Consider the following 24,336-nt stretch of genomic DNA (forward strand, 5'->3'; position numbering starts at 1 on the left):
CCACCCGGCATGACCCACAACCAAAAACACTGTTTCCGGTTGTAGTGACAAATAAAATAAATGGCACACTATTGAGTTCTCAAACAACATACGCACACCCCAAGTGCATAACCTCTGTTTAGGAGTTCATGTCTTGTTGGCAGCTTGTTCAACTTTACTTTACCTTCGCACTCTGAGCAAATCAGCGTGATGTTCGAAGTTATCGGTAGTTGTTGAATGTCAGTAACGCTTGTTTTCCTGTTATCCGCCTCAGCGTCCACACATACTGTGTGGTGGGGCGTTGTTGGTCGCGCTGACTCGAATAAATCTACACACCCACTCATTGATCAGCAACACACCAGGTCAGAGGCCAAAAGTTACTCATAAAGTCCTCGACTTTCAGCAACTTGATCAAGAAGTGCATGAATATCGGTGCGACTGAACCCAAGAAGGATGGATTCGTCGATAAGCGGAGCTACATATGTTGCTGCGAACGCAGCAACCCGACGCTCTTGGATGATTGCTGAGGCCTGCGCGCTGACAAACATTCCAATTCCACGACGCTTATATAGGACACCGTTCTTTATAAGGAGTGCGATGCCTTTGCGCGCAGTTGCGGGATTAATCCGATGAAACGTGGCTAGCTCATTAGTAGAAGGTGCACGCTGATCAATCCCGAGAGTGCCATCCACGATGGAATCTTCAATCAGGGCAGCAATCTGCTTAAAGAGAGGCTCCGTCACAACGGCCCTATTGGTTGGTTATTCATATAACTAACCTTAGGCGTTTTCCAACCCTGCAAAGACTGTATGACGACAAATTATTCGACTATAACTGCAGATATTCAGTATTTACGCTCTAAAAATAGACGCATATTCGCAAGATAAGGCATGCTTGGATAAATAGATTATTACTCAACGAACACTCAACAGAATCGGAATTAGGAGCCATGCTTGAACGCACTCAGGTATTCGTGGACACGTCCTACCTGCTCGCAAGCTTTTACAACTCTTGGGAGACAGGCGCACGCGCCCAATTAGAAATCGACCTCCCCGAGGTAGTCGGGGTTTTAGGAAGGATGATAGAACAGCAGCTTAAACAACCAGTACAGCGTCAAATGTGGTACGACGGAATCCCTGACTCCGGCCCCCACCGTTACCAACGTGCACTACGCACCTGTGACGGCGTGCAACTTCGTGCTGGACAATTAATTGAATGGGGCGAGCGTCGTACACAAAAGGCTGTAGATACTCGCCTTGTAGCTGACCTTGTTCTTGCAGGCGTACGCGGACAATGTTCCGATATCGTCCTAGTCAGTGGCGATGCCGATATGATCCCTGGCGTTCAAGAAGCCGCGAATGCTGGACTTCGTGTCCATCTATATGGCTTCGGTTGGGATTCTATGTCTTCCCAGCTACGTCACTGCTGCGATACCACTACTATCTTGGATCCTCGAGAAGATTTTGCTGACTGCATGCAGTTACAAGTTCTCGAAGGACCAGTACCTCCTGTTGTTCGCATTAAGCCCATTAATGATGCAGAGCCCATTGAGGATCTAGATTTCACTCCAGTTCCGGGCGTTGCACCAGCTTTTGAAACTCAAACACCGAAAACTTCAGAAAATGCAGCCGTCACATCTGAAGAAACAGAAGAAACCGCAGTAGCACCTCCTAAAGAAGCACAAAGTTCACCTGCGCAGGCTTCCCCTGTACAAGAAAAGGACGCTGAACAAGCTGAGGAAAAGTTCTCCCCTCGTCCTGGAGAACCTGCTGAAGCCTTGTCTGATCAAGTCTGTGAAGCGCAGAACGCAATCGTCAAGATTGAGGAAGAATCCGCGCAGACTGCGGCTACATCAGTGTCAAAACCAGCAAAACCTACTTCTGCATCATTAGCTAAAACTAAGCCAGCTGCACAAGCAACTTCTTCTGCGCCGGCAGCACCAAAGCCAAAGCCTTCCCCAGGCGAAGCGCCTAAACCAGGAACACCAAAGCCAAAGACTCCAGCACCCGTTCAAGAAGCGCCCTCAGAGCAGACAGACGTCAATACTGAGGCACAATCTGAAGTTGAAGCTGAAATTGAAGAGTCACGGTCCAAGATTCCCAATCCATCCATGATGGCTCCTCGTCGAAAGCTCCGCTCTCGGTATGTCCCACTCCCTAATGAAGTCTGGGCTACATCCGGTTTTCAGACTCCTTATGATGTAGGTCAGCAGTACGCATCTTGGTGGTTTGAAAATGCTGCCACTGTCATTCAGCGAGATCAGGCTCATTTATTATCTGGCGGCGGTCTACCACCAGAAATCGATCGGCCACTGCTCCAATTCGCATGTGAAACTCTCCACGAGTACACCCTGACAGAAGCGCAACGCGTGAGCCTACGCGATGGCTTCCATTCTGGGATCCGCGGAGTTTTACTCAATCAGCGAGACAGCTAAAAACGACAAAAGCTGGGGTGATTTCTTATATAGCGAAATCACCCCAGCTTTTGCGTTGGCTAATTAAGCTTTGCCGGTTTCTGCAGTATCAGATTCTGCAGCGTCAGCTTTCGTGGTTGTTTCGGAATCGGCCGAAGGTTCGTCGATAAGCTCTTCCGCATCCTCAACGCCTGCTTCAAGCTGTGCCTTTGGCGCTGCTGAAGCACCACCACCAAGTGCCTCAGCACGCAGCTCAGCCAGTCTAGCTGTTGCGCGCAGATCTGAGCCAGACTGCTGAATCTCCGCCATACGATCACTCACAGTGCTTTGCGTAAGCTCCTGAGCACCCAAAGCATCTGCGTATCGACGCTCAATCTTGTCACGCACCGCATCCAAGGTTGGCACTGAAGAATCCTGAGTACCAAACTGGTTCAAGCTATCCATTGATTTAGTAACAGTTTCTTGCATTTTCGCCTGATCAGCCTGTGAGCGAAGTGCATCAATCTGAGACATCTGTTCCTTCAAACGCATCTCAGATTCCTTAGACTTAGCCACCGCATCCTTCGCAGCGACCTCTGCCTGCTGGTGCAACGCAGTAGTCTGCTCCAACTGCTGTTCCACAGCCACCAACTGAGAAGCAAAAACCTCTGCAGTGTTGTTGAACTCTTGCGCCTTGATGCTATCGCCGTCTTGTGCGGATTTATCCGCCAACTGGATGGCCTGACGAGCTTGGTCTTGCAATTTATCGCGATCAGTAACCAAACGGCTCAGCTTCATCTCAAGCTGCTTCTGCTGGCCAATGATCTGAGAGGCGTGCTGCATAATCTGCTGATGCTGCTTCTGTGCAGCCTCAGTGGCCTGTTGGATTTGCACCTTCGGGTCAGCATTTTCATCAATCTTGCTGTCGAACGATGCCATGAGATACTTCCAGCCCTTACTGAGCGGATTAGCCATTATCAGTCACTTCCCTGCGGTTTTAGTTGCGTTTATCTAAAAAAGTCATTTCTATTCACACGAGCAAATCGCTGCTGATGATTCGCTGTTCAAAACTCGAGTCTACGCAAATTTAGGCCTCATGGAGCACGCATCGATAAAAAGTCAGGGTTTAAACGGGGGTCTGCCCTGAAGAATCAGGCAAACGGGAAAATTCCTGCTTACACTGGTTACCTGCATGCCTTACCGAGGATTTTAACCATGGAATGCCTAATTCTCAGCTAGTTCAAGCAATCACATTTCACTGCGCCCAACTGCCTCAGAAAAACAAAAAAGTCGCTGAGAAGATTTCTTCTCAGCGACTTTCATGCAAGAGCTTATGCTTCTTCGGAACCCTGTTCCTGCTGCTCTGCAATCTGGCGACGGACATCATCCATGTCCAAGCCCTTGACCTGGTTGACCAGATCATCCAATGCTGGAGCAGGCATGGTGCCAGCTTCGCGGAAAACCATGATGCCATCACGGAAGATCATCAGAGTTGGGATGGACTGGATTTCCAGAGCTGCGGACAGCCCCTGGTTTGCCTCAGTATCCAACTTGGCGAAGGTTGCGTCGGTGTGAGTTTCCGAAACCTTTTCATAAGTTGGTGCGAACTGACGGCAAGGGCCACACCAAGAAGCCCATGCATCAACGAGAACAATTCCCTCGCCGGTAACGGTTTGCTCAAATGTGTCTTCGGTTACATCAATCGTTGCCATTAAGAATCTCCGTTCAATATTTGTAAGGTCTGTATATAGACCAACTTTCAGTGGCTATGGGTTATTCCCGTCAGAAGAAAACTTTCATTGACAGGTAAGCCACCTGATCCACTGCACATCGTACATTGATCAACGTGCAGACTTCAGGCGCCACTGGATTTCATCAAATCGGAAGGAAGAGATTTTTGAGTACTAAAAATTACCACGTCGAAGGTTTGACCTGCGAAAATGGCGTCGCTTCCGTAGAGGATGAAATCAGCATCATCGCGGGCACACAAGGAGTCGACATCGACCTGGAGACCGGCCGCGTAGCCGTGACCGGCGAAGGATTTACCGATGATCAAATCATCGAAGCAGTCCAAAATGCGGGTTACAAAGTTACAAGCCCCTAAAATAATTACACATTCATCTCATCAGACCTGATGAAAATGACACCCCTATATTAGGGTGCCATTTCCGATACGGCCATTCCGCTGTAGCACTTATGCGCTCAGCCGGGGTGGCCGTTTGTGTATGGATTTTGCTTGTCGACGCCCCCTTTTGATTTTAAAGGCAAACATTTTACCCCATAAGGAGTAACCTTTTCGGGCATGAACCTAACCCGGAATGACAGGCTTGATCGACTGCCCGTAACTTCCAAGCACAAGAAAATCCTTGGCGGCTCTGGAATCGGCTGGGCACTAGACGCCATGGACGTTGGTCTCATCTCTTTCGTCATGGCCGCGCTAGCCACGCATTGGGGCTTAACCCCCACCGAAACTTCCCTTCTTGGATCCATCGGCTTCGTAGGAATGGCCATTGGCGCTTCTTTCGGAGGCCTGCTGGCAGACAAGCTGGGCCGTCGACAAGTTTTTGCCCTATCTTTATTGGTCTACGGCATAGCCACTGGTGCCTCCGCGCTTTCCGTTTCCCTAATCATGCTCATGGCACTGCGTTTTATCGTAGGACTCGGCCTCGGCGCCGAGCTCCCCGTTGCCTCCACACTGATTTCCGAATTCTCCCCACGTAAAGTTCGTGGACGCATGGTGGTTATCCTGGAAGCCTTTTGGGCTCTGGGTTGGATCATGGCGGCTATTATCGGCACATTTGTTGTAGCGGCTTCCGACAATGGTTGGCGCTGGGCACTAGCACTTGGCTGCGTTCCAGCAATTTATGCCGTCTATGTTCGCCTCGGGCTCCCAGAGTCAGTGCGCTTCTTGGAAAAAAAGGGACGCCACGAAGAAGCAGAGGCTATCGTTGCAAGTTTTGAAAAAGTAGCAGCCGATGAAGGCAAATCCTTGGATGATTCCATCGCAATTGAACGAGACGATGCGGCTACTGGTTCAGTGTCCATTTGGTCAGCCGCCTTGCGCAAGCGCACTACTGCTCTATGGATCGTCTGGTTCTGTATCAATCTGTCTTATTATGGAGCCTTCATCTGGATTCCATCGCTGCTTGTTGCAGATGGTTTTACGCTAGTGAAGTCATTCCAATTCACATTAATCATCACCTTGGCGCAGCTTCCGGGTTATGCCGTTGCAGCGTGGTTGATTGAAAAATGGGGCCGTCGCAGTACATTGGCAACGTTTTTAGTGGGCTCAGCTGTCTCAGCAGCACTTTACGGCCTGGCAGATGTAGAGTGGCAGATCCTCGTCGCCGGTTGTTTGTTATCTTTCTTCAACCTGGGCGCTTGGGGGGCGCTGTATGCCATTGGGCCGGAGCTTTATCCTACAAATGTTCGCGGAACCGGAACAGGCGCAGCTGCGGGATTCGGACGCATTGCATCCATTATTTCTCCGCTGATTGTTCCACCAGTTATTGCATTTGGCGGACCTATCTCCTTGTTCGCTTTGTTTGCCACCGCTTTTGCGATCGCAGCGATTGCGGCGTTTACGCTACCTGAGCAGAAGGGTAAAGCTCTCGCTGATTAGTGAGATCCTTCCACCAGTTTTTCATCTGCCCCACGATTGAAGGTTTCTGCGATTCGCGGAAATCCTCCAAATTGCGGGGCAGATTTGCAATTACGGTGACACCGTTCGTGCGCTTGACCACGATATCTTCACGTAGGTGTATAGTGTTTGGGTTAAATTCTCTTGATGTCATCTGCGGCTCTCCTTAAAATCTCGACTATTTGCTCGGCTTTGTCTTCGGGCGCAGCTTTCGCCGCTTCCCTCACCTTGTGAAACTCATTGCGGATATTAAACACGTGCACTTCTCGGGATTCTGGATTGCGATAGGCCTCCAGAATTGCTCCCCAGACTTCCAGGTTCTCTTCCACTTCTTGCACGCCCTCATCAGTAAGACGCGCCATTTTCCGTCCCAGCTCATGGGAAATGGAAATCAGGCCTTCATCTTCAAGCATGGACAAAGTTGGATAAATGGTTCCTGGACTTGGAGTCCAATTACCTTCCGTCTTTTCAGCAATGGTGGTGATGAGCTGATAACCATGCATGGGTTCTGCTCCTAGTAAAACTAGGATCACATGGCGCAGATCGCCTCTGCCGGCACGTCCACCGCGACCACGTCCAGGACGCCTGCCGTGTTGTTGGTGTCCATGTCCGTTTATATCTCGGCGAGCATGGCGTCTGCCCGGCTGGCCTTGAAAGCCTGTAATTCCACAAGGTTCATTATTGAGTTCTCTAAACTGCATGTCTTTAAATCTCCATATTATGATGTGAACTTAAAGATATATCGCAACATATCTCTATGTCAACGATACTGCCATTTTAGATCAACTTCGCAGCTCAGTCTATGTCGGTAAGTCTTGCCAAAGATAGGGTTGCCTGCACTGCGTGACTCCAATAACTCCAGAAGGGCAATGCAGCACTGGGTTACATAATAAAAAAAGCATGCTACTGGCGGTTAAAACCGCCAGTAGCATGCTTAATTATTAAATGTTTTTAGCCACGTGCCATATCTACAAAACGTGAATAGTGCAGCTGGTGTGCAACCTGAACAGTATCGATAGGGCCACCACGGTGCTTAGCCAAAATAATGTCAGCTTCGCCTGCACGCTCATCATCTTTATCCTGGGAGTCAGGACGGTACAAGAGCATAACAATATCGGCATCCTGCTCTAGCGAACCAGATTCACGAAGGTCAGCCAGCTGAGGCCTTTTATCTGTACGTGCTTCTGGACCACGGTTAAGCTGAGAAATCGCAATCAAAGGAACATCAAGCTCCTTGGCCAACAGCTTGAGCTGACGCGAGAACTCAGAAACTTCCTGCTGACGGGATTCCACACGCTTGCCAGAGCTCATCAGCTGCAGGTAGTCCACAACGATCATCTTCAGATCATGCTTTTGCTTCAGCTTGCGCGCCTTGGAGCGGATTTCCATCATGGTGAGGTTTGCGGAGTCATCGATAAACAAAGGAGCCTGAGCTACCTTGTCTAGCTTTTGCACCATCTTCTCCCACGCATTTTCATCCATCTTGCCGCCGCGCATATCAGCCAACCGAATTTCAGTCTCTGCAGAGAGCAAACGCATCACGATCTCTGACTTGGACATTTCCAAGGAGAAGATTACTGACGCCATGTTGTGCCTGATAGATGCCGAGCGCATGAAGTCCAACGCAATAGTGGATTTACCCACACCTGGACGCGCCGCCACAATAATCATTTGGCCGCCACGAAGGCCGTTGGTGAGATCATCAAGATCTTTAAAGCCGGTAGGAATACCTGCTGCGATGCCACCCTCATTGAGCATCTCAAGCTCTGCCATGGTTTCATCTAGCACATCAGCAAGGACAGAATAGTCTTCGCTTTGATTCTTCTGGGAAACCGCAAAGACTTCCTGCTGCGCGCGGTCAATGACCGCGTCAATCTCTGCGCCTTCGTCGCCCTCATAGCCAAGCTGAACCACCCGGGTGCCGGCGTCGACAAGTCTGCGCAGTACTGCTTTTTCCGACACGATTTCCGCGTAGTAGCGAGCATTGGCAGCTGTGGGGACAGACTGGATGAGATCATGCAGATAAGCGCCACCGCCAACACGATCAAGATCATTAGTGCGATCAAGTCGGCCAGAAACAATAACTGGGTCAATATCCCGGTTATCACTGAACAAATCAATGATCGCCTGGAAAATCAGCTGGTGAGAAGGTCGGTAGAAATCATCTGGGGTAAGGATCTCCAGAATATCGATCACAGTTACCGGGCTGAGCAACATAGCACCCAAAACACCCATCTCTGCGTCGTTGTCATAAGGAGGTGAGCGGAAATCACGGTATTCCCTGGACTCGTCCTTACGACCCTTTTTCTTCTTGAAACCTTCGGAATCTCCACCTCTACGCGCATCAAAAGCTTTGGCCGGGGAGAAATCTTCAAATGCCGGAGCTGGGGCGCCTAAGTGCGCTTCATCAGCAAAGGAATCTCCCGGTTCCTGCGAAGGCACGTAGTCATCATCAAAACTTGCGGCTTGTGTATCTGTAGCCATTCTCTCAATCTCCCCAATCTCGTTCTAGATCCACTCTAGTTCCTTAAAGCGATAAATCTATAGGCACAAAAACTCATTCCCCACACCATGTGATGTCAGACTCTCATCCGGTATAAAAATAAGGTTCTTCTCCAAAAACAATTCACAACCAACCAGGTTAACAACTGAAATTACTCACAGTTTTTGAAAGTTGCACACAATTGCACCCCACACCTGTGGATAACTTGTGGACAACTCCCCTGCAAACCTCCCAAGATCAGCTATACCAGCAGGTCACAGCGGTGTGTCCCCCTGTGGATAACCTCGAACAATCCGTGGATAACTATTCCTACCTGCGGTTTTACTATCTCTAATCTGGTCGCATAGCACTTAAGCAGGGGTTATACGGTGTGCTAACGCCAGGTTAACTATCCACAATTTTCCACAGTTATCCACAGGCCTGGGATAACTTCCCACAGGGCTATATTTTCACCCTTTAGCGCTTGCGTAAACAGCAAAATATGTTAGATAAAAATACTTCAACCCCACTCCTGCTGTTGGAGTGGGGTTGAAGAATGCTGTTGTCGTTGGGTGATTTAACCTCATCTGTGGGTAAATCACCGCCGTCGCATGCGCGTTGTCGTTACGCTGCGACGACCTCAAACTTCACGCGGGAAACAAGTCCGTCGGTGAGTTTTGCTTCTACCTGGTACTTACCGGTGGTCTTAACCAGGTTCTTCGGGAGAACAATGGCACGCTTGTCCAGGTTCGGGCCGCCGGCGGTCTTGACTGCAGCGACGATGTCGTCAGTCTTAACAGAGCCGAACAGTTTTCCGCTCTCGGAAGTGCGGACTGCAACGGTAACACCTTCAAGTGTTTCCAGTGCTGCCTTTACTTCGCGAGCGTGGTCGAGGTCGCGAATTTCGCGAGCCTCCTGGGCACGCTTGATGCCTTCGATCTGCTTCTCAGCACCCGGGGTGGCAACGATGGCCAGGCCACGGGGGAGCAGCAGGTTACGTCCGTAGCCGTTCTTAACCTCTACGATGTCGCCAGCGACACCAAGGTTTTCAACGGCGGCGGTGAGGATCAGCTTCATGATCCCTGCCTTTCGTGGTTTTTGAGTGTTTGTGAATTTTGGAAAAGAAAAGTTTTAGAACGGTGGCTCATCGTCTGCGCCACCAAACCCGCCGGAGCCAGCAGGTGGTGCAGAATTCCAAGGATCATTATCTGGTGCAGCCTGTGGGCTGCCTCCGCCAAATCCACCTTGGTTGAAGTTGTTGCTCTGAGACTGGTTTTGGTTTCCACCAAATCCACCCTGGTTGCTGCTCTGGTTTCCACCGAAGCTGCCGCCAGCGTTCTGGCCTCCGAATCCACCTTGGTTGCTGTTTTGGTTTCCACCAAATCCGCCACCCTGGTTTCCGCCACCGAAGTTTCCACCGGAATTTCCACCACGCGGTGTGCGCTGAACATCTGCCTTAGCAAATGTCAAAGATGGTCCGACTTCATCCGCTTCGACCTCAAATACGCTGCGCTTCTCGCCCTCGCGGGTTTCATAGGAGCGCTGCTTGAGACGACCGGTGACAATAACGCGCATACCCTTTGACAGGGATTCTGCAACGTTTTCAGCTGCCTGACGCCAAACGTTCACAGTAAGGAAAAGGGCTTCGCCATCTTCCCACTGGTTGGTTTGACGATTGAACGAGCGGGGAGTTGAAGCAATGCGAAAATTAGCCACTGCCGCACCCGATGGGGTGAAGCGAAGTTCCGGATCAGCAACAATGTTGCCAACTACGGTGATATTGGTATCTCCGATTGCCATGTTTCTTCAACTACCTCTCTAGAGCCTAAAAGTTCTTTACTTGTCGAGTCGCAGAACCTTGGTGCGCATGACACCATCATTCAGGTTCAGAACACGATCAAGTTCGAGCACAGTTGCGGACTCGCACTTGAGATCGACGACGGCGTAAACGCCCTCTTCCTTCTTGTTGATTGGGTATGCAAGACGGCGCTTGCCCCAAACATCAACCTTCACAACGTCACCCTTGTCCTTGCGGACAACCTCGAGGAATTTATCCAGGGACGGGGCAACAGTGCGCTCATCCTGGGAAGGATCGAGAATGATCATAAGTTCGTATTGACGCACGGACCTCATCACCTCCTATGGTCTAGTAATTGTTTTTTCGGCCATGCCATTGTTGGCATAGCAGGAGGGTCGTTGCGTCAGCAACCTATTCAAGGTACACCAAACGCGCGGAAATGTCGAGTTCTGATTTATGCGTTTTCGTTTATTGTGCCCGCATGCAAATTATGCTCCGGCTTCAACGCACTCGCCTCGGTGCTGGAGATGCTTGCCAATGTCAACGCTGAAACTGCCAGCATGCCTACAAAGGTGGTTGAATTTTTCGACTTTTTCATCCAGACACCTGCCTTTCTACCTCTTTTAACGCACAGCGTTTAGGGAAAGTTCCCGCAGGTAGAAGGAGGCGTCGACAAGCATTTTTATGCGGGCGTTGTGGCCCAGAAAACCGCAATTATTACTGGAATCACCGTGATCAGCACAAGTGAGATGCTGAAAAGCGACCAAATCTGCCGGTTCGATTTTTTATACATGAAACTGGCAAACGCGCCGCCGAAAAATAGAAAACCTACAAAAACGCTCACCATTGTGACAAACAAAACTGTTGTGCTCAATTTACTTCCTTAAACGCTTTTCGACGCCCACCCGCACCGCAAACGGCCCGGCCAGGGGATCACGCCCAGCGTGCGCATCCAATACTGGATCAGCGCATCGCCCCATCATTTGTCTGACTACTCCTACAATCATGACCACAATGAAGGCATCTCGAGAAATCACAATGAGATCCAGCATCCCATGGGGGAGCCCGTTATTTTCCGCCCCGAGCATATGCCACATCAAAATCGGCCACACCATGGCATCCACAACCATCCACGGAAACAGCACTTTCCACTGGGGAAATGCCAGTACAGCCAAAGGAACCAGCCACAAAGAATACTGTGGACTCCAGACTTTATTGAAAAGTAAAAACGCAGCCACAATTAAAAAAGCCAACTCAGCGACGCGGGGGGTGCGCTGGGCTTTGAGCCCCAAAACGAGAATGGCCAAACAAGCGCCACCAAACAATGCAAAACTCAACACATTAAGTGCAACCGGATCAGCCAAGTCCACCGGAAGATTACGATCAATCACCTGATAAATGGTGGTCCACTCAGCACCGCGTTCCCTGTTGAGACGCAAAAACTCATTCCATGCTTCTGGATATGCGATCATCACTGGGATATTCACCACCAGCCAAGTCACTGCAGCCGTGGCAGCCATGACGATAAAAGGCTTAAAGGTTTTGTTCTTAATAGCCAAGACTAAATACGCGCCCAGCAAATATAGCGGCCACAATTTGAAAGCTGTACCAGAACCGATTAGCAGACCGGCCAGCAATGGGTTTCCCCGTTTCACAGCAAGCATCGCAGCCACCACAGCAGCGATGGCAGGAGTATCCCAATTAGTAAAAGCATGGACAGCAACCAGGGGAGAAGCAGCAACCAGCACGGTATCCCACACTCGGTTTTCAGTTAGCTCCACCATCATGCGGATCACCATCACCCAAAAGAAACTCAAGGTGAGTGCTGTGACGATGAAATAAAAACCAGATTCAGGAAGCGTATGAAACGGAATGGCATCTACAACCGGGTACAAGAACCTGGTGACCATGCCACAAACCCACTGAAAAATTCCACCCAGCACTGGATATTCCATATAGCGAGTGAGATCGCCCTCCTGCCAGGAAAAGGCATAAGGAAAACCTGGAGCATTAATTCCGCGGCCCCCGTACAGCGGAACAATGTCGTTATAACAAGCTGAAGTGTATTGCCGGTTTCCAGACCAGTTGAGCGAAACCAGGCCTTCTGCACTTCGTGTTCCTTGAATACAATTCGCCTTAGTCAAAAAACCGACAGCCAAAAAAGCCAAAGATGTAGCAATCAATACCCGGAGGGGAGTCCAAAACCGCTGCGTCCCCACTTGTGCAAAACGACCGAACCGACCACCGATGGCATCAATGAAGTCTCGTGCTACTGGCTCACTATCACCAGGCGATACGCGGCTTACCTTGTGCTGGTCCATTTTCTGGTCCATCATCATCGGCGGTCGGCTCCTTAAGAAGTCTTTTAGGCTAGAACCAGATTTTAGCCGATTCCTAAGAGGTCACCTGGGATAGTCAATCCTGGCAGAATTTCTACCTGACCATTGTCTGCACCTTCGGCAGGAACATTGGGATCAACTACTGGAGGCTCAATTACTGCATTTGGATCTTCCACAGGTGTTTCCACCGCTGGGGCTTCCGCTTCATTACCACCAGTGCTTGGGGTCGGCGTCCACACGTATTCCGGAACAGGTGGGTTGCCGTAGCCCAAAGATGGAACGGTATCCCATGTTTCTAGAGGAGTTGTTTCCAACGCCTGATCCATCGTTGCTTTCCAGATAGTGGCAGGGGAGTTGGAGCCGTACATATTGCCACCCCAAGTGTTGTACAGCGGAGTGTTATCAGAAGTACCTACCCAGACTGCGGTAGCTAGCTGCGGAGCAGCACCCAACATCCAAGCATCCTTGTTCGCACCAGTATCACCGAGCTGAGTGGTACCGGTCTTCGATGCAGAAACCTGCCCATCGGCAAGAGCGTTGCCGTTGGAATAAGAAGCAACTGGTCCCATCGCCTTGAGAAGATTCAAAGCCACCTTTTCAGAAACTCGGCGCTCACCTTCGCCATCTTCAAATTCATAAAGCACTTCGCCGCTGACGGTCTCAACCTTGGCCACAAAGTGTGGACGGTGCCAGATGCCCTCATTGGCAATTGTTGCCATTGCAGAAGCCATGTCCAAAGGACGGGACTCATACTGGCCCAAGATGATGCCCTCATAAGGGGTCTCACCGTTCTCGGTCAGAGTCTCTGGAATAGATGGCAAAGACTTTGCGATACCCAATGAATGCGCCATATCTGCAGTGTCTTGGGAGCCGTTTTCCAGATCCTGCTGCAGACGAATGAAGCTGGTGTTGTAGGAGTGCAACAGGGCCTGCTCGATAGAACAGGAACCACAACCAGTACCGCCAACATTTCCGATCCGCGCATCGCCAACAGTTACCGGCGCAGAACTATAAGGCTGTGACAGTGGAATACCTTGCTGCAGTGCAGCAGCTAGACCGAAAATCTTGAAAGTGGAACCAGTTTGGATTGGAGCATTTGCAAAGTCCCAACCAGTCGCATCTTCGCCACCGTAGTATGCACGCACTGCGCCGCTGTGTGGATCGATAGAAACGACAGCTGCACGGTTGTTCTCTGAAAGGGTCTCCAGTTGATCATGTACTGCATCAACTGCGCCTTCCTGAGCATTCGGATCAATGGTTGTGGTGACCCTCAAACCACGGTTTTGCACATCTTCTTCGGTAATACCAATTTCTGATAGCTCAGCCATGACCTGGTTCTTGATCAAGCCATTGGTTCCGGTTGCTTCTGTATAAGCACGGTTGTTGGCTGGATCAGTGGTTTCTGGGTACGTAGCTGTTGCTCGTTCTTCCGCAGTAATCGCACCAGTTTCCACCATGCCGTCCATGACATAGCTCCACCGCGATTCAGCCTCAACTGGGTTTACCCACGGATCAAGCTGGCTTGGGCGCTGAATGCTGGCTGCCAAAAGAGCACCTTCTGCAGCGGAGAGATCTTCAACTGGCTTGTCAAAGAATGCATGCGCTGCAGCCTGAACACCATAGGCGTTTCGGCCGAAGTACACAGTGTTGAGGTATGCCTCAAGGACTTCGTCCTTAGACCATTCATTGGCCATCTTTGCGGAATAGACCAACTCCTTAGCCTTACGGATAAGCGAACGTTCATCGCCCACCACAGCCTTTTTGACATACTGCTGTGTAATCGTAGAACCACCACCAGCTGATGGGTTGCCCGTGATCACGCCAAGGGCTGCACGCGCATAACCAGAGATGGAGAAACCTGGGTTGGTGTAAAACTCTCGGTCTTCCGCAGCCAAAACAGCATTGCTCACGGTGTCAGGAACCTGATCAATCGTTACCATCTGGCGGTTACCTTCTGGCGGAACGATTCGTGCCAGTTCGGTCTCACCATCGGAAGCATAAATTTGCGAAACCTGTGGTGATACCAGTTCTTCAGGCTCCGGAACATCCACCACGATGTACGCGCCCATGAAAACTATTGCAGGAATCAAAATGGCCGCAGCAATAACACCAATGATGGAGTTTCGTACTGCATGGCCCTTAGTATCTTTAGCGCCTTTTAGACGCCTTTTGCCACTGCTCTTTTTAGCAGAAGAATTATTAGTATTCGTCAACTGGTGTATCCGTTCAATCAGATTTGGTTCTTATCTGAAGCTTGTGCTGTAGAGAATACTGTGCCCAAGCCTTTTCATCTGAATCTGAGAATCAGCTGGCCGTCGCGGTTTCTGCCTTAAGCAGGTGATTCCACTTACAGACAGGACAAACTTCAACTGTATGCACCGTCGCTTGCCTCCCATTTTTTAACAACTGCTCAATTTCTTCTTCACGGCGGGCTGATCCCGCAGCTTTACCGATTTCATCGCCATAAACCCACAGCACCACACGCAAATCCTCGCTGCCACAAATCGGACAAGGATAATCTGTCAAGTCTCCGTGATATTTGCTCGCAGTGACCAAGATGAACTCGGCATCACAAATTGCGTCTTTTTGCACCAACCCCGCCCGAAACTGACGGAGTGTCTGCCTACGAGCTAGTTGGTGACTGATCTCATTTTGATATTGCACCACGATAAAAAGTGTAGTCCTAAGCAGTCCAATATCATGCTCTTCTGAACGACTCAGTTAGAATTGTCTCTAACCATAAAATCGTGGATGTGGCAGGAAAGTTACTTCCGCCCCCATTTAAGGCCTAAATTACATAAGCGTAAGTTGTTGTTTTTCTGTGTGAATTATTAATTTTCCCGTGGATAGGTTCCCCAACGGAAATTAATCTGCAATCCCGCTATGCTTGCAGACATGCCTAATGTAAACGCCGAGGAGTTGGCAGTCCGCGTGCGACCCGCGCTGACTAAACTTTACGTTCTTTATTTCCGCCGCTCCGCGAATTCTGATCTTTCGGGTCCACAGCTCACTATTTTGAGCCGCCTGGAAGAAAACGGCCCTTCCCGCATCAGCCGTATCGCTGAACTCGAAGATATTCGTATGCCTACCGCTTCCAATGCACTCCACCAGCTGGAACAGTTGAATCTGGTTGAGCGTATTCGAGATACCAAGGATCGTCGTGGTGTGCAGGTTCAGCTCACCGATCATGGCCGCGAAGAGCTTGAGCGTGTCAATCACGAACGAAACGCTGAAATGGCGCGAGTTCTTGAAATGCTGCCTCCTGAGAAGCTGGCACGCACCGAAGAGCTAGTTGACATTATTACTGAACTAGCAGAGGTGTACGGTAACTGGAAAGAAACCGACAGCGGTTCTTAATAGTTTTCTACATCTCAACACCGGAATTTGATGAAACAGCCCCTTCGCGTACTTATTTCTTGCCGGCCCGAAGAAACATCGGATCGCAAACGTAATGAACAAAATGATGCTGCGTTTGAGTTTGCCGCATGGCTAGCTCGTACTTCAGACATCAATGTTCGCGGAATCACAACTTTCATCCGCCCATGGCCTTCTACCTCCATTAGTAAACTTGGCGGGAAGTACCATAAGTGGTTCAAGAATTTGGATTCTCACTACCGAAATCGCACCGTCAAAGGGCTCAAAGAGTCCGGAGTTGAAAAATCACAATGGGATGATGACGTCTCAGTGTTTGTTGATGGTCCTTCTGAATCCACGCTGCTCACCCATGCCGCCGAAGAATTCGATGCAGACCTCATCTTGCTCAGCTCGGACGCGGCCGCACCTAAAGGCCGCTTCTTAGCCAGCTCCACTGCAGACGCACTCCTGCATTCCTCGCCCGTCCCTTTGGGATTAGTGCCACGAGGAGTCAATCTTTCCAAAAAGGGTGTCACCCGAGTCAACTACGCTTTCACCAATGAAAGCGATGACTTTGAACAAGGCTTGAACTACGCAGCAGAACTAGCCAGCACATGGAATGTTCCTCTGCGTATTCTGTCTTTCTCTCCAGCAGGAATTACCTCTGCGCCGACTTCTGGCAGTTTAGATCTTTCAACGGAGCTATCTTCCGAATGGCGCGAACTTACCTTGGCGTTACTCGACCGCGCACGCTATGGCGTCCTCCAAGACCATGGAGCTTTGAGCGTGAGTAGCGAAGTCGGTTCTGGTTGGGGTTGGAGCGGAGCCATTGATGCATTGAAGTGGAAGAAGGGTGATCTGCTTTGCCTTGGATCCCATCGCACCGATGCGTTATCTCGCGTCTTTGTGGGATCAGAAACAATGGAGATAATCCGTAATTCTCCTGTACCCACGATCATTTACCCGGGCCGTTAGGCTCACTTAACTTGGGTGACTAGACTTGAGGTGTCTGTAGAGGAGGGCAATTCCATGAACACCAATCCAGAGCACCCCGAAAATGATTTAGTCGACGAAGCTGATTTTTCTAATCGGCCCCGGACATACTCAGATAGTTTTGACGCTTTAGCCGATGCTCCTGATCCCAAGATCGAACAAGCTAAAAACAAGCAGTCCTCACGACAAGCCCTCATCTACCTATTTGCAGTTCCCCTAGTTACGTTCGTTTCCGCGTATCTATTGGCATGGGTATCTCGCCTACAAGGTGGCCCCATCTGTGAAGCCGGTGATGCTGTCTGGATTTGCTCCCGTGCTGCAGAATTATGGTGGCCTATCACCACTAGCCTGATTGCTTTTGGAGGCATGCTCGGATCTGCATGGATTCTCTACGATAAATACCGTAATTACCTGCGCTGGCGTCCATGGATGGGCGTGTTGTGGATTTTGATTCCATTCAGCATGCTGTGGGGAACTTCAGTGCTCACTTTGTCTATCTTGGGGCACTAACCAGAAGACACTAACAGCTGCTCAACATACCAAAGCCGGAACCACCTAAAAGGTGGTTCCGGCTTTTAGTATTTAAGCGCCGGTAGATCCTAGAACAACTTCAAATTCCAGTAGAGATGCTCCGGAGGCAACTGGTTTCTTGTCTGAACCGTGTGCTCCGTGGCCACCCTTGGATTTTTCAGCATCACGCCAAGCGTTGTAGCTTTCTTCATCTGCCCACTGGGTGACGACGAAGTAGCGGTCTTCACCAGCAACAGGACGAAGCAGCTGGAAGCCTTCAAATCCTGGGGAAGAATCCACTGCGTTTTTACGTGCGGCAAAGCGCTTTTCTAGCTCTTCACCAGCACCTTCAGGTACGGAAATGGCATTGATTTTAACGATACTCATACTGTGCCACCATACTTGAGTTTTAGGACTTAACTAGGGGATCAATTCCTTGTTTCGCGAAATCTGCTGCCATGTCTGCACATTTTTCGCGCTTGCAGTGACGGGTCTCAACGTTGCTGAAGCAATCAGGGCACATCAACACCAATTCGCGGCAATCGTCTTCATTCAGGCAATGCTCGAACTTGTTGGTTGGAGTATCGCAGTGAATGCAGTGCCCGAGGCGCTTGTAGTCATCGCCGAATTCCATGTGCATGCGCTTGTCGAAGACGTAGAGGGAGCCTTCCCACAGGCCCTTGTTGCCAAATTGTTCAGCGTAGCGGACGATACCACCATCGATTTGGTAGACCTCTTTGAAGCCCCGGTTGATCATGAGGGAGCTCAAGATTTCACAGCGGATACCGCCGGTGCAATAGGTGACCACAGGCTTGTCCTTGAGGTCATCGTATTTTCCGGATTCAATTTCTGCGATGAAATCGTGTGTGGTTTCTACATCTGGGACCACAGCGTCTTTGAACTTGCCGATTTGAGCTTCCATTGCGTTTCGGCCGTCAAAGAAGACAACTTCATCGCCACGGGATTCAACCAGTTCATTAACCTGTGCTGGCTTGAGGTGCACGCCGCCACCGACAATGCCGTTTTCATCGACCTGCAGCTCATCTGGTGCTCCGAAAGCCACGATTTCATTGCGAACTTTGACGCTGAGCTTTGGGAAATCCTCGGCGCTGCCCTCAGACCACTTGAATTTCATGCGGCTGAAGCCTGGAAGCTCACGGGTCTTTTTGATGTATGCCTTGCAATCATCAATGTCTCCGCCCACAGTGCCGTTGATGCCGTGGGAAGAAACTAGGATGCGACCACGAAGGTTTAGCGATTCGCAGAGCCCACGCTGCCACAGCTGCACAGCCTTAGGGTCAGAGAGCGGGGTGAATGCGTAATAAAGAAGAATTTTGTCGGTAGCCACAGTTCTTTAGTCTAGTGCGCTTGTGTGCTTCCTAAAAATGCCAGGATTTTTCGAGCAAGAGTCTGGAGCTAGTGAAGAAGTAGTAAAACCTCAATTAAGGTTTAACTCCCAAATGGGGGTGCTGCTTGATCGATCAACTGAGGATGCTTGATCGATCATGTGCATTTTCCGGTAGGAAACCCCACGTTATGGAACGTAGCGTCGAGAAGCGTGCAGCGAAGCTTTTTCTGTCGCGGCCGTTATCTTTTTAAGAGGAGAATTTTTAGATGAGCACGTCCACCATCAGGGTTGCCATTGCCGGAGTCGGAAACTGCGCGACCTCCCTTATTCAGGGTGTGGAATATTACCGAAATGCCGATCCCACTGAGACTGTGCCAGGTTTGATGCACGTTCAATTCGGCGATTATCACGTTGGCGATATTGAATTTGTGGCAGCATTTGATGTTGATGCAGAAAAAGTCGGCATCGATCTTGCCGATGCCACTGAAGCTTCACAAAACTGCACCATCAAAATTGCGGATGTCCCGCACACTGGCATTAATGTTTTGCGTGGCCCCACTCTTGATGGCCTGGGTGAGCACTACCGCGCCATGATCGATGAGTCCGCCGCCGAGCCAGTCGACGTTGTCCAGACGCTTATCGACGCACAAGCCGATGTTTTGGTGTCTTATCTTCCAGTGGGCTCCGAAGAAGCTGACAAATTTTATGCCCAAGCCGCAATCGATGCTGGTTGTGCCTTTGTTAATGCGCTTCCGGTGTTTATCGCTTCTGATCCAGAATGGGCACAGAAATTCACCGATGCTGGCATTCCGATTGTCGGTGATGATATTAAATCCCAAATCGGTGCAACCATTACCCACCGTGTGTTGGCACGACTTTTTGAAGAACGTGGCGTTCGTGTGGATCGCACCATGCAGCTCAACGTCGGTGGCAATATGGACTTCAAAAACATGCTTGATCGCAATCGCTTAGAGTCTAAGAAAATTTCCAAAACACAGGCTGTGACCTCCAATATTCCGGAAGGTCCCCTGGCCGGCAAGATTGAAGATCGCAATGTTCACATCGGACCATCCGACCATGTGCAGTGGCTAGATGACCGTAAATGGGCATATATCCGTCTCGAGGGCACTGCATTTGGTGGGGTGCCACTGAACCTGGAATACAAGCTTGAGGTCTGGGATTCGCCAAACTCCGCCGGCATCATTATTGATGCAGTCCGCGCAGCAAAGATTGCCCTTGACCGTGGCATTGGTGGGCCAATCATGCCCGCGAGCTCTTATTTGATGAAGTCCCCTCCAGAGCAGCTCCCCGATGATGTAGCACGAGAACGCCTGGAAGCATTCATCATCGATGCCTAATTAACGCTTTCGGTACAAAGCTTTACGTTGGTACTTCGGCTCGGAGGTAACCAATACTCCAAGGTTGCGGAAGATGCTCTCATCTACTGATCCCAGGATCGTGGTGGTGTGCACATCGCAGCCTTGGAGGTTTTTCAGTTCATCTAGTGCTCGGCGTGCTGTTTCGGAGTTCGCTGCAGATACGGAGAGGGCGATCAGCACTTCATCGGTATGCAGACGAGGGTTGCGGGATCCCAGGTGTTGGGTTTTCAGGGATTGGATCGGTTCGATAGATTCTGGGGACAGCAGATCTACGCTGCGATCAATGCCAGCGAGTTCCTTCAGTGCGTTGAGTACCATCGCTGCGGAACAACCCAGCAGTTCGGAAGTTTTGCCAGTGACCAGGCGTCCATCATTGAGTTCGATGGCACAGCCCGGCGCGCTGGTTGCTTCTTCGATTTCGAGTGCGCGGGCAACAACGCGGCGGTCGGCAACAGTGCAACCGGCCTTGCTCATGACGATGGCGATGCGCGCTGAAATCGTATCGTCCTGCTCCTCGCGGCGCTCGTCGACAAGTGCTTTGAAGTAACGGCGAACGATCTCTTGGCGGGCAGCTTCCTGGCAGGTGGCGTCGTCGATAATGGCATACCCGACCATGTTGACACCCATGTCGGTGGGGGATTTATAAGGTGAGGAGCCTGCGAGCATTTCCAGCATGGTTTTTAACAGTGGGAAGACTTCCACGTCGCGGTTATAGCTGGTGGCTTTGGAGTCATAGGCGGCGAGGTGGAAAGGGTCGATGATGTTGATGTCATCGAGGTCCGCGGTGGCGGCTTCGTAGGCCAGGTTGACTGGGTGCTCAAGTGGCAGGTTCCAGATTGGGAAGGTTTCAAACTTGGCATAGCCGGATTTAATGCCGCGCTGGTGATCGCCATAAATCTGGCTGAGGCAGGTAGCCAGCTTGCCGGATCCAGGGCCCGGCGCGGTGACAACAACGAGGTTGCGGCTGGTGTCCACGTACTCATTGATGCCGAAGCCTTCTTCGCTGACAATGCGGCGGGCATCAGTGGGGTAGCCGGGGATGACGCGGTGAGCAGCAACTTTAAGGCCAAGGCGCTCGAGGCGTTGTTTGAAAGCAAGTGCCTGGTAGTTATCATCTTCCAACTGCGTGAGCACCACATGCTCTGCCAAAAAGCCCAGTTCGCGGAAAACATCGATGAGGCGCAGGACATCTTCTTCATAAGAAATATCAAGATCTGCACGGGTCTTCTTGCGCTCGAGGTCCTTGGCGTTAATAGCCACCAAGATTTCTAGTTCATCTTTAAGTTCTGTGAGCATCGCTATTTTATTGTCGGGGGTAAAGCCCGGCAGTACGCGGGAGGCGTGCATATCATCAAAAAGTTTGCCGCCCATTTCCAGATACAGCTTGCCGCCGATCTGCTCGCGCCGTTCGTTGATGTGCTGCGACTGCATCTTGATATAGAGGTCGCGATCGAATCCGGTGCGCATAGCGTCAACTCCCCAGTTGCTTCGGCTGAAATCTAACCCCTGAAACTCTACCCGGACGCCCTATAAAAAGGGCAAGGCGCGTGGGAACCAAGCACTTTACGCGCTTATCGACGCCTTCCTCCCGGTTATTTCCCGCCCTCCATTCTTCCCGCTAGGGTTGATATTTATGCCTGAAGGACATGTGATTCATCGATTAGCTAGGGACCTTAATAAGAACTTTGGTGGTGCCGATTTAGAGGCCACGTCACCGCAAGGACGTTTTGCTGCTGAAGCTGCGCTTATTAATGGTCATCGCATCACGGTTGCGGAAGCCTTTGGCAAGCACCTTTTCGTGGAATTCGACTCAGATAATCCAGAACACATTCTCTATATCCACTTAGGCCTCATCGGCACATTCCACTTTGAACCTGCAGAAGAGACTCGTGGTCAGATCAGGCTGCACCTCTCTGATGGAGACATCGCAGCTAACCTGCGTGGACCCCAGTGGTGTCGGTTGATCACCGATGCTGAGCGCACTGTAGCCATTGGGAAACTAGGTGCGGATCCCATTCGTGATGATGCGGATCCAGAACCAATACGCATCAAAGTGCAACGCTCTGGCCGCAGCATCGGATCGTTGTTGATGGATCAAAAACTCTTTGCGGGAGTGGGCAATATTTACCGTGCAGAAACACTCTTCCGTCTCGGTATCTCACCTTTTGCTATTGGAAAAGACATCACCACCGCACAATTCCAGGCCATTTGGGCAGATCTTGTCGTTTTGATGAAAGACGGAGTCGTTGCCGGTCGTATTGATACTGTGCGCCACGAACACACTCCCGAAGCCATGGGCCGGCAACCTCGTAAAGATGACCACGGCGGTGAGGTTTATACCTACCGACGCACTGGCCAAGAGTGTTTCTTATGTGACACTCCCATCAAGGAGCAAGTGATGGAAGGCCGCAACCTGTTTTGGTGCCCGAGCTGCCAGAGCTAGTAAAAAACCAGACTGGGTGACCAAGCGAATGGAGTTTTTAGGGAGTCTTGGTCGCTGTGTCCGGTGTGAAATTTTTAAACCAGACCAGGTGACCAAAATGTGCTGACCCGATGTAACTTTTGGTCACCCAGTCTGGTGCATCTAAAAATCGCTCTTAAAGCCCCGAAAAGCACCCTCTCTAAAATGGCTTCTAAGCGCCTCGCGGACTCCATTCCAGGCAAACACTCATTCGAAAATATCGACCCCTTAAATCACCATTAACGGCGTTGCTCTTGCCAGAGGTCCCATTACCTGTAATGATGACGATTACACGTTTAAAGATCAGACAAGGAGTTAGGCCATGCGCTTTTATCAGCATTTACAACTGCTGCAAAAGCTTGCGCCGCCATGCCTGTTAAACGTGTTGGTTACGTAAAAAAGACCACTCAACACTTTTAAAGCCCTCTCCGGTGCAGCTGACATCAGCCACTGGGGAGGGCTTTTTCATATCTGACCTCTAAGTAAAGGAATTTTTCATGAATCATGTCATTAACTTCGCTTCCCATCTAGAAGACGCTGCTCTCAAACAAGCTGAAGCAACTGCCACCATGCCGTTTATCTATCCACATGTGGCACTCATGCCTGATGCACACTACGGGTTGGGTTCCTCGGTGGGCACGGTATTCGGAACCAAGGGTGCGATCATCCCGGCGGCCGTAGGCGTGGATATAGGTTGCGGAATGATAGGCGTGTGTACCAACTACACAGCTTCTGATCTGCAGGGGCGTGATTTGGTGATACTGCGGGATTACATAGAACGTGTCATTCCGCTGTCTCCGGGAAACTACAATTCCACCACGCTGAAGGACACCGTCAAACCAAAGATCGCAGAATTGGAGGAATTGGCAACCCGCGATGGCGTTGATCTGTCACATTCACCAACGTGGAAACGCCAGTTGGGTTCCCTTGGCGGCGGCAATCACTTCATTGAGCTGTGTCTTGATGAGTTGGATCGCGTGTGGATGTTCCTGCACTCAGGTTCCCGCGGTGTGGGCAACAAGATTGCACAGAAACACATCAAAGTTGCCAGAGCTGCCTGCACAGAAGTGGAACTTCCCGATCAGGATCTTGCCTACTTGAGCGAGGGCACTAAAGAATTTGATTCCTACATCAAGGAACTGAACTGGGCGCAGCGTTTTGCGTTCCTCAACAGGGAAGAGATGATGGACAGATTTGCTCGGGAACTGGGGTTTTTCGTCGACAAGCCGTTGGAAGAGGTGGAGCGCATCAACTGTCACCATAACTACACGGTTCCGGAGGAGCACTACGGCGAAACCGTGTGGCTCACCCGCAAGGGTGCCGTGTTGGCGGACGATGGCACGCCGGCGTTGATTCCGGGGTCGATGGGCACCGCGTCTTATGTGGTTAGTGGCAAAGGCAACACCGAGGCTTTGCGCTCTGCACCGCATGGCGCGGGCCGACGGATGTCACGCAACCAGGCTAAAAAACGCTTCTCGACGGCCGACCTGGACTCCCGGATGGCGGGCATTGTCTACCGGCCGGGCAAGGAGTGGATCGATGAGATCCCAGATGCCTACAAAGACATCGACCAGGTGATGGAAGATGCGAAAAATTTGGTGAAAATCCGGCATAAGCTGCGCCAGATCGTCAACGTAAAAGGCACCTAATTCAAGTTGGCG

Annotated in this window: 26 protein-coding genes; 10 read left to right on the top strand and 16 right to left on the bottom strand. The window is 50.6% G+C overall.

Translation table 11 applies throughout. The features are described from left to right. Positions 1-356: 356 nt before the first annotated feature. Positions 357-722, bottom strand: coding sequence for a GntR family transcriptional regulator (locus ccrud_RS13450; RefSeq protein ID WP_066568965.1), 366 nt, complete (start codon positions 720-722; stop codon positions 357-359). Positions 723-928: 206 nt separating this feature from the next. On the opposite strand from ccrud_RS13450, the gene ccrud_RS13455 reads away from it, so the two are divergent. Then, entirely contained in the window at positions 929-2,413 is a 1,485-nt protein-coding gene (locus ccrud_RS13455) for an NYN domain-containing protein (RefSeq protein ID WP_066568982.1), read from the top strand. 63 nt (positions 2,414-2,476) lie between these two features. Here ccrud_RS13455 and ccrud_RS13460 read toward each other — a convergent pair whose 3' ends face one another. Both ccrud_RS13460 and trxA read right to left on the bottom strand, forming a co-directional pair. Then, positions 2,477-3,346 carry a PspA/IM30 family protein gene (locus ccrud_RS13460; protein ID WP_066568988.1) on the bottom strand — a complete coding sequence of 290 codons (870 nt, stop codon included), beginning with the start codon at positions 3,344-3,346 and terminating at the stop codon, positions 2,477-2,479. Between the two features lie 356 nt (positions 3,347-3,702). Beyond that, positions 3,703-4,083 carry a thioredoxin gene (trxA, locus tag ccrud_RS13465; protein ID WP_066568991.1) on the bottom strand — a complete coding sequence of 127 codons (381 nt, stop codon included), beginning with the start codon at positions 4,081-4,083 and terminating at the stop codon, positions 3,703-3,705. A gap of 185 nt (positions 4,084-4,268) precedes the next feature. Between trxA and ccrud_RS13470 the strand changes: the two genes are divergently transcribed. Both ccrud_RS13470 and ccrud_RS13475 read left to right on the top strand, forming a co-directional pair. Beyond that, the gene (locus tag ccrud_RS13470; RefSeq protein WP_066568999.1) at positions 4,269-4,475 is read left to right on the top strand and encodes a heavy-metal-associated domain-containing protein; all 207 of its coding nucleotides are present in this window, start codon (positions 4,269-4,271) and stop codon (positions 4,473-4,475) included. Between the two features lie 198 nt (positions 4,476-4,673). Next, a complete protein-coding gene (locus ccrud_RS13475; RefSeq protein ID WP_066569004.1) occupies positions 4,674-5,993 on the top strand; it encodes an MFS transporter in 1,320 nt (439 codons plus the stop codon). Here the strand turns inward: ccrud_RS13475 and ccrud_RS15095 are convergent. From ccrud_RS15095 to rpsF, 6 genes are all read right to left on the bottom strand, one after another. Then, on the bottom strand, positions 5,953-6,165 hold the full coding sequence (locus tag ccrud_RS15095) for a hypothetical protein (RefSeq protein ID WP_245670291.1): 213 nt from the start codon (positions 6,163-6,165) through the stop codon (positions 5,953-5,955). The two genes, ccrud_RS13475 and ccrud_RS15095, sit on opposite strands and share 41 nt — an antisense overlap. After that, positions 6,146-6,712 carry a PadR family transcriptional regulator gene (locus ccrud_RS13480; RefSeq protein WP_074025541.1) on the bottom strand — a complete coding sequence of 189 codons (567 nt, stop codon included), beginning with the start codon at positions 6,710-6,712 and terminating at the stop codon, positions 6,146-6,148. Before ccrud_RS13480 ends, ccrud_RS15095 begins: the two co-directional genes overlap by 20 nt. Before the next feature lie 250 nt (positions 6,713-6,962). Then, positions 6,963-8,495, bottom strand: coding sequence for a replicative DNA helicase (gene dnaB, locus ccrud_RS13485; protein ID WP_066569006.1), 1,533 nt, complete (start codon positions 8,493-8,495; stop codon positions 6,963-6,965). A 622-nt stretch (positions 8,496-9,117) separates the two neighbouring features. Further along, on the bottom strand, positions 9,118-9,570 hold the full coding sequence (gene rplI / locus ccrud_RS13490; protein WP_066569008.1) for a 50S ribosomal protein L9: 453 nt from the start codon (positions 9,568-9,570) through the stop codon (positions 9,118-9,120). Between the two features lie 54 nt (positions 9,571-9,624). Further along, positions 9,625-10,293, bottom strand: coding sequence for a single-stranded DNA-binding protein (locus tag ccrud_RS13495; protein WP_066569012.1), 669 nt, complete (start codon positions 10,291-10,293; stop codon positions 9,625-9,627). Positions 10,294-10,329: 36 nt separating this feature from the next. Beyond that, positions 10,330-10,617 carry a 30S ribosomal protein S6 gene (gene rpsF, locus ccrud_RS13500; RefSeq protein WP_074025542.1) on the bottom strand — a complete coding sequence of 96 codons (288 nt, stop codon included), beginning with the start codon at positions 10,615-10,617 and terminating at the stop codon, positions 10,330-10,332. A 72-nt stretch (positions 10,618-10,689) separates the two neighbouring features. On the opposite strand from rpsF, the gene ccrud_RS15540 reads away from it, so the two are divergent. Then, positions 10,690-10,932 (top strand): hypothetical protein, encoded by a 243-nt coding sequence (locus ccrud_RS15540; RefSeq protein ID WP_169816459.1) that lies wholly within the window; start codon positions 10,690-10,692, stop codon positions 10,930-10,932. A 41-nt stretch (positions 10,933-10,973) separates the two neighbouring features. Here ccrud_RS15540 and ccrud_RS13505 read toward each other — a convergent pair whose 3' ends face one another. From ccrud_RS13505 to ccrud_RS13520, 4 genes are all read right to left on the bottom strand, one after another. Beyond that, the gene (locus ccrud_RS13505) at positions 10,974-11,165 is read right to left on the bottom strand and encodes a hypothetical protein (protein ID WP_066569017.1); all 192 of its coding nucleotides are present in this window, start codon (positions 11,163-11,165) and stop codon (positions 10,974-10,976) included. Between the two features lies 1 nt (position 11,166). After that, positions 11,167-12,612 carry a glycosyltransferase family 87 protein gene (locus ccrud_RS13510; RefSeq protein ID WP_245670292.1) on the bottom strand — a complete coding sequence of 482 codons (1,446 nt, stop codon included), beginning with the start codon at positions 12,610-12,612 and terminating at the stop codon, positions 11,167-11,169. 62 nt (positions 12,613-12,674) lie between these two features. Beyond that, positions 12,675-14,843 (bottom strand): transglycosylase domain-containing protein, encoded by a 2,169-nt coding sequence (locus ccrud_RS13515; RefSeq protein WP_066569019.1) that lies wholly within the window; start codon positions 14,841-14,843, stop codon positions 12,675-12,677. A gap of 91 nt (positions 14,844-14,934) precedes the next feature. Continuing rightward, the gene (locus ccrud_RS13520) at positions 14,935-15,297 is read right to left on the bottom strand and encodes a DUF5318 family protein (protein ID WP_066569023.1); all 363 of its coding nucleotides are present in this window, start codon (positions 15,295-15,297) and stop codon (positions 14,935-14,937) included. 216 nt (positions 15,298-15,513) lie between these two features. On the opposite strand from ccrud_RS13520, the gene ccrud_RS13525 reads away from it, so the two are divergent. From ccrud_RS13525 to ccrud_RS13535, 3 genes are read left to right on the top strand one after another with little or no spacing between them, the layout of a single operon-like run. Further along, complete coding sequence (locus ccrud_RS13525) at positions 15,514-15,987, top strand: MarR family winged helix-turn-helix transcriptional regulator (RefSeq protein ID WP_066569026.1); 474 nt, start codon at positions 15,514-15,516, stop codon at positions 15,985-15,987. A gap of 30 nt (positions 15,988-16,017) precedes the next feature. Beyond that, on the top strand, positions 16,018-16,959 hold the full coding sequence (locus tag ccrud_RS13530) for a universal stress protein (RefSeq protein WP_066569029.1): 942 nt from the start codon (positions 16,018-16,020) through the stop codon (positions 16,957-16,959). 54 nt (positions 16,960-17,013) lie between these two features. Beyond that, positions 17,014-17,487: a hypothetical protein gene (locus ccrud_RS13535; protein WP_066569032.1), complete on the top strand. Its 474-nt coding sequence runs from the start codon at positions 17,014-17,016 to the stop codon at positions 17,485-17,487. Between the two features lie 72 nt (positions 17,488-17,559). On the opposite strand, the gene ccrud_RS13540 is transcribed toward ccrud_RS13535, so the two are convergent. Continuing rightward, the gene (locus ccrud_RS13540; protein ID WP_066569035.1) at positions 17,560-17,874 is read right to left on the bottom strand and encodes an antibiotic biosynthesis monooxygenase family protein; all 315 of its coding nucleotides are present in this window, start codon (positions 17,872-17,874) and stop codon (positions 17,560-17,562) included. Positions 17,875-17,896: 22 nt separating this feature from the next. Then, on the bottom strand, positions 17,897-18,835 hold the full coding sequence (trhO, locus tag ccrud_RS13545; RefSeq protein ID WP_066569037.1) for an oxygen-dependent tRNA uridine(34) hydroxylase TrhO: 939 nt from the start codon (positions 18,833-18,835) through the stop codon (positions 17,897-17,899). A gap of 266 nt (positions 18,836-19,101) precedes the next feature. On the opposite strand from trhO, the gene ccrud_RS13550 reads away from it, so the two are divergent. Next, on the top strand, positions 19,102-20,193 hold the full coding sequence (locus tag ccrud_RS13550) for an inositol-3-phosphate synthase (RefSeq protein ID WP_066569039.1): 1,092 nt from the start codon (positions 19,102-19,104) through the stop codon (positions 20,191-20,193). Here ccrud_RS13550 and ccrud_RS13555 read toward each other — a convergent pair whose 3' ends face one another. Beyond that, entirely contained in the window at positions 20,194-21,681 is a 1,488-nt protein-coding gene (locus ccrud_RS13555) for a DUF1846 domain-containing protein (RefSeq protein ID WP_066569041.1), read from the bottom strand. 166 nt (positions 21,682-21,847) lie between these two features. Here ccrud_RS13555 and ccrud_RS13560 point away from each other — a divergent pair, with 166 nt between their 5' ends. Together ccrud_RS13560 and ccrud_RS13565 are read left to right on the top strand one after the other, a co-directional pair. After that, positions 21,848-22,657, top strand: a complete 810-nt coding sequence (locus ccrud_RS13560; protein ID WP_066569044.1) for an Fpg/Nei family DNA glycosylase — start codon at positions 21,848-21,850, stop codon at positions 22,655-22,657. A 515-nt stretch (positions 22,658-23,172) separates the two neighbouring features. Then, positions 23,173-24,324 carry an RtcB family protein gene (locus ccrud_RS13565; RefSeq protein WP_066569054.1) on the top strand — a complete coding sequence of 384 codons (1,152 nt, stop codon included), beginning with the start codon at positions 23,173-23,175 and terminating at the stop codon, positions 24,322-24,324. Positions 24,325-24,336: the final 12 nt, after the last annotated feature.

It is taken from the genome of Corynebacterium crudilactis, from assembly GCF_001643015.1.
Classification (GTDB): domain Bacteria; phylum Actinomycetota; class Actinomycetes; order Mycobacteriales; family Mycobacteriaceae; genus Corynebacterium; species Corynebacterium crudilactis.

What these genes read in the sequence shown, in the direction of transcription:
- dnaB (WP_066569006.1), bottom strand. Translation starts at nt 8,495, where the DNA reads ATGGCTACAGATACACAAGCCGCAAGTTTTGATGATGACTACGTGCCT.
- trxA (WP_066568991.1), bottom strand. Translation starts at nt 4,083, where the DNA reads ATGGCAACGATTGATGTAACCGAAGACACATTTGAGCAAACCGTTACC.
- ccrud_RS13555 (WP_066569041.1), bottom strand. Translation starts at nt 21,681, where the DNA reads ATGCGCACCGGATTCGATCGCGACCTCTATATCAAGATGCAGTCGCAG.
- ccrud_RS13460 (WP_066568988.1), bottom strand. Translation starts at nt 3,346, where the DNA reads ATGGCTAATCCGCTCAGTAAGGGCTGGAAGTATCTCATGGCATCGTTC.
- ccrud_RS13495 (WP_066569012.1), bottom strand. Translation starts at nt 10,293, where the DNA reads ATGGCAATCGGAGATACCAATATCACCGTAGTTGGCAACATTGTTGCT.
- ccrud_RS13525 (WP_066569026.1), top strand. Translation starts at nt 15,514, where the DNA reads ATGCTTGCAGACATGCCTAATGTAAACGCCGAGGAGTTGGCAGTCCGC.
- ccrud_RS13510 (WP_245670292.1), bottom strand. Translation starts at nt 12,612, where the DNA reads ATGGACCAGCACAAGGTAAGCCGCGTATCGCCTGGTGATAGTGAGCCA.
- ccrud_RS13550 (WP_066569039.1), top strand. Translation starts at nt 19,102, where the DNA reads ATGAGCACGTCCACCATCAGGGTTGCCATTGCCGGAGTCGGAAACTGC.
- ccrud_RS13560 (WP_066569044.1), top strand. Translation starts at nt 21,848, where the DNA reads ATGCCTGAAGGACATGTGATTCATCGATTAGCTAGGGACCTTAATAAG.
- ccrud_RS13565 (WP_066569054.1), top strand. Translation starts at nt 23,173, where the DNA reads ATGAATCATGTCATTAACTTCGCTTCCCATCTAGAAGACGCTGCTCTC.
- ccrud_RS15095 (WP_245670291.1), bottom strand. Translation starts at nt 6,165, where the DNA reads ATGACATCAAGAGAATTTAACCCAAACACTATACACCTACGTGAAGAT.
- ccrud_RS13475 (WP_066569004.1), top strand. Translation starts at nt 4,674, where the DNA reads ATGAACCTAACCCGGAATGACAGGCTTGATCGACTGCCCGTAACTTCC.
- ccrud_RS13530 (WP_066569029.1), top strand. Translation starts at nt 16,018, where the DNA reads ATGAAACAGCCCCTTCGCGTACTTATTTCTTGCCGGCCCGAAGAAACA.
- rplI (WP_066569008.1), bottom strand. Translation starts at nt 9,570, where the DNA reads ATGAAGCTGATCCTCACCGCCGCCGTTGAAAACCTTGGTGTCGCTGGC.
- ccrud_RS13540 (WP_066569035.1), bottom strand. Translation starts at nt 17,874, where the DNA reads ATGAGTATCGTTAAAATCAATGCCATTTCCGTACCTGAAGGTGCTGGT.
- ccrud_RS13455 (WP_066568982.1), top strand. Translation starts at nt 929, where the DNA reads ATGCTTGAACGCACTCAGGTATTCGTGGACACGTCCTACCTGCTCGCA.
- ccrud_RS13480 (WP_074025541.1), bottom strand. Translation starts at nt 6,712, where the DNA reads ATGCAGTTTAGAGAACTCAATAATGAACCTTGTGGAATTACAGGCTTT.
- ccrud_RS13535 (WP_066569032.1), top strand. Translation starts at nt 17,014, where the DNA reads ATGAACACCAATCCAGAGCACCCCGAAAATGATTTAGTCGACGAAGCT.